This is a genomic window from Actinophytocola sp. (assembly GCF_036002505.1).
Lineage (GTDB): Bacteria > Actinomycetota > Actinomycetes > Mycobacteriales > Pseudonocardiaceae > DASYTH01.
In genome coordinates this window covers 26,877-33,812 of record NZ_DASYTH010000089.1, presented here as the reverse complement: position 1 = coordinate 33,812, position 6,936 = coordinate 26,877, and the positions used below count along the sequence as shown (strand labels likewise).

At 67.6% G+C, this 6,936-nt stretch carries 8 protein-coding genes; 6 read left to right on the top strand and 2 right to left on the bottom strand.

What is annotated here, in order from left to right; all coding sequences use genetic code 11:
* Positions 1 to 351 precede the first annotated feature (351 nt).
* From VGR06_RS06975 to VGR06_RS06950, 6 genes are all read left to right on the top strand, one after another.
* Positions 352 to 981 (top strand): tyrosine-type recombinase/integrase, encoded by a 630-nt coding sequence (locus VGR06_RS06975; protein ID WP_327558135.1) that lies wholly within the window; start codon positions 352 to 354, stop codon positions 979 to 981.
* 129 nt (positions 982 to 1,110) lie between these two features.
* Entirely contained in the window at positions 1,111 to 1,650 is a 540-nt protein-coding gene (locus tag VGR06_RS06970) for a site-specific integrase (RefSeq protein WP_327558132.1), read from the top strand.
* A gap of 250 nt (positions 1,651 to 1,900) precedes the next feature.
* Positions 1,901 to 2,275: a GntR family transcriptional regulator gene (locus tag VGR06_RS06965; RefSeq protein ID WP_327558131.1), complete on the top strand. Its 375-nt coding sequence runs from the start codon at positions 1,901 to 1,903 to the stop codon at positions 2,273 to 2,275.
* On the top strand, positions 2,272 to 3,177 hold the full coding sequence (locus VGR06_RS06960) for an ABC transporter ATP-binding protein (protein ID WP_327558130.1): 906 nt from the start codon (positions 2,272 to 2,274) through the stop codon (positions 3,175 to 3,177). Before VGR06_RS06965 ends, VGR06_RS06960 begins: the two co-directional genes overlap by 4 nt.
* Positions 3,174 to 3,875 carry a hypothetical protein gene (locus tag VGR06_RS06955; RefSeq protein WP_327558129.1) on the top strand — a complete coding sequence of 234 codons (702 nt, stop codon included), beginning with the start codon at positions 3,174 to 3,176 and terminating at the stop codon, positions 3,873 to 3,875. The genes VGR06_RS06960 and VGR06_RS06955 overlap by 4 nt, the downstream gene beginning before the upstream one ends.
* A 524-nt stretch (positions 3,876 to 4,399) precedes the next feature.
* On the top strand, positions 4,400 to 5,377 hold the full coding sequence (locus VGR06_RS06950) for a hypothetical protein (protein ID WP_327558128.1): 978 nt from the start codon (positions 4,400 to 4,402) through the stop codon (positions 5,375 to 5,377).
* Between the two features lie 450 nt (positions 5,378 to 5,827).
* Here the strand turns inward: VGR06_RS06950 and VGR06_RS06945 are convergent, their stop codons facing one another.
* Both VGR06_RS06945 and VGR06_RS06940 read right to left on the bottom strand, forming a co-directional pair.
* Positions 5,828 to 6,049: a helix-turn-helix transcriptional regulator gene (locus tag VGR06_RS06945; protein ID WP_327558127.1), complete on the bottom strand. Its 222-nt coding sequence runs from the start codon at positions 6,047 to 6,049 to the stop codon at positions 5,828 to 5,830.
* Positions 6,049 to 6,540, bottom strand: coding sequence for a DUF2975 domain-containing protein (locus tag VGR06_RS06940; protein ID WP_327558126.1), 492 nt, complete (start codon positions 6,538 to 6,540; stop codon positions 6,049 to 6,051). Before VGR06_RS06940 ends, VGR06_RS06945 begins: the two co-directional genes overlap by 1 nt.
* Positions 6,541 to 6,936: the final 396 nt, after the last annotated feature.

The window sequence follows — 6,936 nt, the reverse complement described above, 5'->3', positions numbered from 1 at the left end:
GCCCGGTGAAGTCGCTGCCCGCCAACGCCCGGGTTCCTGCCCTACGACGAGTTGTTGCCGAAGACCGACGTCTACGTCACCAACGGCGGTGCACCTCGACAACGACACCAGAAACGTCCTCTTCTGCCGCTGTCAACGTGATCGATTGGCTGGGTGACTACGGTGGGCTCAGCGTGTTGAGGTATGACGACTTCACCGGCGGTTCCAGCGGTCTTCGATGACGATCTTGTTCTTCGGTTGTCGGCCTCGGCGTACCTGGGCCGATTCACCGGCACCTCGCGATCGCACACCTAGTCCGACCTGCGGTTGTTCTTCGTCTGGTGCGTTGATCAGGAGCTGCGACCCTTGGAGGTGCAGCGCGCACAGGTGGAGCGGTATGTGCGATGGACGCAGGAGGTACGTCGATTCAAGCCATCGACGGTGTCGCGGCGGATGGCCGTGGTCGCCGGGTTCTACCGCACTTGCGTCATCGATGCCGTCTTGGAGCACTCACCCGCCGATTATGTCCGCCGGCCACCGGTCCCGGCCGAGTCACCCACCTTGGGTCTGTCGCACCTGCAGTTCGAAGCGCTGCTGTCCGCGGCCCGGGACTCGACCAACGTGTTCGACTTTGCCCTGGTCGCCATGCTCGGACTGCTCGGCCTGCGGATCTTCGAAGCGTGCCGCACCGACATCGCCGACATCGGCGAGGAACACGGCCACCGGGTACTCCGGGTGTTTGGCAAAGGCACCAAACTCGTCCTCGTTCCGCTCCCACCCGCCGTCGGCCGCGCTCTGGACCGCGCCGTGGACTCTCGGATCAGCGGCCCGATCTTGCTCAACCGTCGCAGCCGACGCATGGACCGGCACTGTGCCACCCGCCGACTTCGCGCCCTCGCCAAGGTGTCAGTGATGCACTTGCCGAGGATGCACCCGCACATGCTGCGGCACATTCTCCCCGCTTTATGCACGCGTTGCGATTCGGGGTGTGTTGGCTGGTAGGTGACGGGTTTGGGCCTTGCCCAGGCCCGTGTTGTGTTTCTACGGTCAGCCCTCATGATCTTGAGCTTCTTCTCGTCTCGGGGCTGGTAGTCCTGGGACGTCGGCGATTGTCCGCTGCTGCCGGAGCGGATGCCGGTGCTGGTGGACGACGACCTCCGGTTCGAGGACGGGCCGGCGGTGCCGCGGCCGTCGATGGTGGTGAACCGGTGGCTGAGGGAGTTGCCGGCGTCGGGGTGCCCGGCGCCGAGCTCGTGGGAGTCATACGCGCGGGCGGTGAAGGCGTGGATGGAGTTCCTGGCCGACCACGGCGTCGCGGTGGTCGACTCGCGGGAGCGGCTGAAGGCCGCGCTCGGCAAGTACGCCGAGTACCGGGCGGCGGGGCCGGTGCGGGAGCGGTTCGCGGCGACCACGTGGGGCCAGCACATGAGCATCTTGTCGTTGTTCTACCGGTGGGCCATGGAGGAGGGCCGCGCCGAGGCGGAGCCGTTCACCTACCGGACGGCGCGGGCGCTGTTCGCCGGAACCGGCCGGGAGGTGCGGGTGAACCTGGCGGTCCGCCGCGCCCCGAAACCGCACGTGACGATCAAGTACCTGGAGCCGGACTTTACCCGGCTGTTCCTGGATGGGCTGCGCGGCTTGGCCCCGGACGGCAGCTCGGATCCCTACTAGCGATGACGGGAGCTGGCCCGCAACGCCGCGGTCGGCGAACTCGCGCTGGCCACCGGCTTGCGGCTGCATGAGGTCAGCTCGCTGCTCATCTATGAGATCCCGCCGCTGCCAGCCGGGCCGACGCAGGCGCCTATCGCGTTCCCGCCGCCGCCGGCTGAGGTCGCGGGAGGCCCGGGGGCTTGACAGCCGCGGCGCAAGGTTGCATGGTTAGGTACACGTGTAGCTAACCAGTTGGGCGGCTAAGCCAAGGATGGACGACGACCGACCGATCTTCCGTCAGATCGCCGAGCTGATCGAGAACTCGATCATCGACGGGTCGCTGGTGGAGGAGGCCCAGGTCCCGTCCACCAACGAGCTTGCCGCCTTTCACCGGATCAACCCGGCCACCGCGGCCAAGGGCGTCAACCAGCTCGTGTCGGAGGGAACGCTCTACAAGCGACGCGGCATCGGCATGTTCGTCGCCGGTGGCGCCCGGGCCAGGCTGCGCGAGCGGCGACGGGAACGGTTCACCGAACAGTACGTGGAACCCCTGCTCGCCGAGGCGCGCAAGCTCGGCATCGGCCACGACGAGCTGATGAAGATGATCGATTCATTTGGTGCGGTTGTGGGGAGGGACCTGGGATGACGGCGGTGGTAACCGCGCACGGGGTGACCAAGCGCTTTGGTGACGTCACGGCGCTCGACGACGTGAGCTTCGTGCTGGCCGAGCACACGATCTACGGCCTGCTCGGGCGCAACGGGGCGGGCAAGACCACCCTGATGCAGATCCTCACCGGGCAGGCGTTCGCGTCGTCGGGCAACGTGTCGGTCTTCGATGCGCCACCGGTGGAGAACCCGGCTGTCCTGTCGAAGGTCTGTTTCGTCCGGGAGAGCCAGCGCTACCCCCACTTCTACACCGTGCGCGACGTCTTGCGCACCGCACGCCGGCTGTTTGCGAACTGGGACGACACGTTCGCGCACGGCCTTGCCGCGGACTTCCAGCTACCGGCCGGGCGGCAGGTCCGCAGGCTCTCGCGGGGCATGCTGTCGGCCCTCGGCGTGACCGTCGGGCTGGCCGCGCGGGCGCCCCTGACGTTCTTCGACGAGCCGTACCTCGGGCTCGACGCGGCCGCCCGGCAGCTTTTCTACGACCGCCTGCTCGCCGACTACGCCGGGCATCCCCGCACCGTGGTGCTGTCCACCCACCTCATCGACGAGGTGAGCGATCTGGTCGAGCGGGTGCTGCTCATCGACCGTGGCCGGCTGCTGCTCGATGAGGACGCCGACGACCTGCGCGCGCGGGCGGTGGCGGTCACCGGTCGGGCGGAGGCTGTGGACGGGTTCGCGGCCGGACGCACCGAGTTGCACCGCGAGCGGTTGAGCGGCCTGGTCCGGTCGACCATCCTCGGTGGGCTCGGACCGCACGCGAAGGCGCTCGCGCAGGCGCTGAACGTCGAGCTGGCGCCGCTGTCGTTGCAGCAACTCGTGGTCCGCCTGACCGCACCGCCGACGACAACGGCGGCGGCGGACCGGGAGGCCGCCCGATGAACCGCATCCGTCAGGTGGTCCGTCTCCAGATCCCGGCCTGGCCGCACATCGTGGGCTGGACGTGGAGCATGATGCCCGTCGCGTTCGGCCTCAACCTGTTGATCTTCCTGGCGAACTACGACCCGGGCGAGGACGGTGTGACGATCACCGGCGGCGGCCTGGTCGGCCTGTGCGGCGGCGCGATCGGGATGGCCACCATCTCGGTCACCCAGATCTTCCCGTACGCGCTGGGCATGAGCGTGACCCGCCGGGAGTTCTACCTGGCCTGGTCGCTGCTCGCGGTCGTCCAGTCGGTGGTCTACGCGCTGGTGCTCTGCCTGCTGCGCGCCGTGGAACAGGCCACCGGCTACTGGGGGATGGGGATGCGCTACGTCGGCCTGCCGTTCATGGATGACGCCAACCCGGTGCTGCTCCTGCTCGGGTACGCAGTACCCATACTGGTCGTGACCCACCTCGGGATCCTGCTCGGCACGGTGCACCTGCGCTGGGGCACCACCGGCGTCCTCGCCAGCCTCGCCCTGACGTTCACAGCGCTCGGGCTGGCCGCCGCGCTGATCACGTGGACCCGGCAATGGGACGCGATCGAACGCTGGCTGCTCGACCAGCCCCCCACAGCGCTGCTCGCCGGCTGGCCGGTCCTGGTGGCCGCCGCGTTCGCGGTCGGCGGGTACAGGCTCATCCGCCGTGCCACGGCGTAGGCGCGGCGGGCACTCGGCCGCTCCGCACCACCGGACCACGCGAACGCCAACTCCGCATCCGCGACGGCGACGACCCCTCCCGAGCCCCCTGCCTACGGCTGGCCGGCACCCTGAACCGCCCCGGGTTCGGTAGAGACCGGACGTCCGCGCTGATCACCGGACCGACGCTGGGTCCGAGTGCCTGGCCGTGAAAGCGGTTGACGTGAGGCGAGTGAGTCTGTGGAGGCACTGTGGCGGATCTGTCAGAACCGAGGAGGTGTTGCGGCGCAGGGTCTTCATGGTGGTCAAGGAGCAGGACCTGGTCAAGGACAGGTCCTTGCCAAAGAGGAGGTTGCCGTCCTGGTCGAAAACGCTGCTTGGCAGGGTCAGGTCGGGCAGCGCGCACCGGCTGCATGGCCTGAGCCTGGCGATCTTGCGCCCGGCTCAGGCCGAACCTTTTGAGCAGCTGCGGGTAACGCGTTGCGGGTGCTGGGCGACCCTGGGATTGGTCGGGCGGGGCTTGGCTGCTGGTGAGGAGTTGCGCCATGGCACGTCGGATCGGGTTGTGGATGGTGCTGGTGGCGGGCGAGGCGGTGTTCGTCGCGGGTGCGGCCGGCGTGGTGTGGTGGGCCTGGCACGCCGAGTTCGTCGGCCCGGTTGGTGGCGTCCTGTCGACAATATGGTTGGGGTTGTTGATCGGGTTGCCGTGGGTGGTGCGCTCACGTCGGGTGTTCGGTGCGGTCGCCGCCAGCATGGCCGCGATACTGGTGCGTTTCGGAAGTTATGCCGTCTTATGTGCCCTGATTCCGGTCATTGTCTGGTTGGTCCACTACGGCAACGCGCGCCATGCCGGCGAGCCCAGTCACGCCTTGGATCCGGGTGAGTTGGCCACCGATTTCTTTCTGGTGCTGCTGATCGGCGGGTACGCGGTGGTGATCCTGGCTCTCACCTCCCAGCGTTGGGCGACCCCATCCAGAACCCTGGCGTTCGGCGGCGGATTCGGGGTGCTCATCGGCCTGGCCGGTTATGGCCTGACCCCGTTCGGCGGCGCACTGCACCTCGCCTCCGGGTGGCTGGCAGCCCCCTACGTCCTAGCCTTCCCGGTGGTGGCCCTGGGTTTGCCGGCGCTGGCCGGCATCCTGGCCGCCAACGACATCGCCGAGCAGGAAGCTCAGGCCCGGCAGGACGGCCCCAGCGATGCCCAGGTTCGCCAAGGGGTGCTGGCCGGCCTGGTGGCCGGGATCGTCGCCGCGCTGATGATCACCGTGTTCACCATCACCACCATCCTGCTGTTCCCCCACCGGGTGAGCCTCGAGTATGACGGTCCCGGGCCCCCACCGAACACCCCAGCCAACCGGGAAATGTCCGTCGCCGACACCGCCGGCGGCTATCAGATCGTCCTGCTTTTGGGCCCGGGAATCACCGCACTAGCCGGAATGGCCGGCGTCTACTTTCCCCGCCGCCCCGGCGGGCGGCGCCGTCCCGCCGCGACCGCCATACCCCGGACACACGCCCCCAGGTAACTACCTGCCAACCGGGGTTCACAACCGGCCTGTCCCGGCCAGCCCGGGTTCTAAAAGTTATCGGCCTGCTCGACCAGGCGTGCCGGCCGCCACCGGGACAACCACGTGGCAGAGCCGACGCCACGTCACCTCAGGTCGAGCGACATTTGCTCAAAAGATCGGAACACCGCAGACAAACTGCCACCGCGAATAGCACACGACCGTCACCATTGTAAACGCCAAAAAGGTCCGCGGCGCTGCCCGGTCGACTTCTTATCACCGGTTCGCGCCAGTAGAAACGTGAATATGCCCAATTGTGAAAGATGGTCATGGTAGACGACCGTATGTTGGAAATTGCAAACTCAGTTCGAGTAGTTGGATGTCAGAGTGTAGGCCTGGGCTGGCTATGCGGTTGACGTGCGGTGTCACGGTCAGACGGCGCCGGTGTTTTCACGTCCGCTCTGCGGCGTGTCATCTGTCGGTGGTGTTGTCGGCTTCCCAGCGCAGTAGGTCGCCCGGTTGGCAGTTGAGTACCTGGCAGAGCGCGGCGAGGGTGGCGAAGCGCACCGCTTTGGCGCGGCCGTTCTTGAGGACTGCCAGGTTGGCGGGTGTGATCCCGACGCGGTCTGCGAGCTCGCCCACGGACATCTTGCGTCGGGCCAGCATGACGTCGATGTCGACGGTGATCGGCATCAGATCACCTCGTCCAGCTCGGCCCGCAGCTGTGAGGCTTCGGTGTCGCGGGCGACGGCTTGGGCGAGCAGCATCCGCAGTACGAGCACGATGAGTGCGACTCCCAGGATGGCCACGCCGATTCCGCCCATGATGACGGTGACGCCTGGGTCGTCGCGTTGGCCCGGCGCGTTGATGGCCGTGACCGCGAACCACACGAGGGCAGCCGCCACGATGGCGCCGATCATGATGTCGACGTATCGGAAGGCGGCGTGGGAGAACACGGTGCCGCCTCGCACCATCGTCACCAGCCGCCAGACGCAGACCAGCGCGACTTGGACCGACACCATGCCCAGGATCGTGATCAGGCGCAGCGGGGTCAGCGGGAGCGACCCGTCCTCCGGGTCGCTCCCGCTGACCAACGCCCACACCATCCCGGCCTGGACGAACGCGGTGCCGGCGAGCACCGCCACGAGCACGGCGCGCAGCGCCTGCACCGTCAGCTTTCCCACGACCTGCCTCCTATCGAATTGCGATGAGAACCTATCGCAATTCGATAGATAGCGCAAAGGCAGGGACGGAGGACGGGCGACGGTTTCACACCGCGGAGCTCGCGCGAACCGTCATGATCTTGTCCCAGTTAGCGCGCCGCACCGCCGATCTCACCAGCCAGCCGGACCTCTCAAGCCCCGACTGCACCTACACGCTCATCGGCATGGGCAACGAACAGGTCCGGCCCCAACGCCTCGCCGACGGCACGGTGAACTGGTACGACCCCGCAACCACCTTCGACGACACCACCCCGGTACACGTACCGATCGCGGACACCACCCCGGCATCGACATCACCACAGCGACACGCCAAACCCTGGAGGCACGGTCCCCTCCCACCAACCCAACACTCCCCGC

Coding starts and splice junctions, on each gene's coding strand:
- VGR06_RS06955 (WP_327558129.1), top strand. CDS start 3,174: ATGAACCGCATCCGTCAGGTGGTCCGTCTCCAGATCCCGGCCTGGCCG.
- VGR06_RS06960 (WP_327558130.1), top strand. CDS start 2,272: ATGACGGCGGTGGTAACCGCGCACGGGGTGACCAAGCGCTTTGGTGAC.
- VGR06_RS06970 (WP_327558132.1), top strand. CDS start 1,111: ATGCCGGTGCTGGTGGACGACGACCTCCGGTTCGAGGACGGGCCGGCG.
- VGR06_RS06945 (WP_327558127.1), bottom strand. CDS start 6,049: ATGCCGATCACCGTCGACATCGACGTCATGCTGGCCCGACGCAAGATG.
- VGR06_RS06965 (WP_327558131.1), top strand. CDS start 1,901: ATGGACGACGACCGACCGATCTTCCGTCAGATCGCCGAGCTGATCGAG.
- VGR06_RS06950 (WP_327558128.1), top strand. CDS start 4,400: ATGGCACGTCGGATCGGGTTGTGGATGGTGCTGGTGGCGGGCGAGGCG.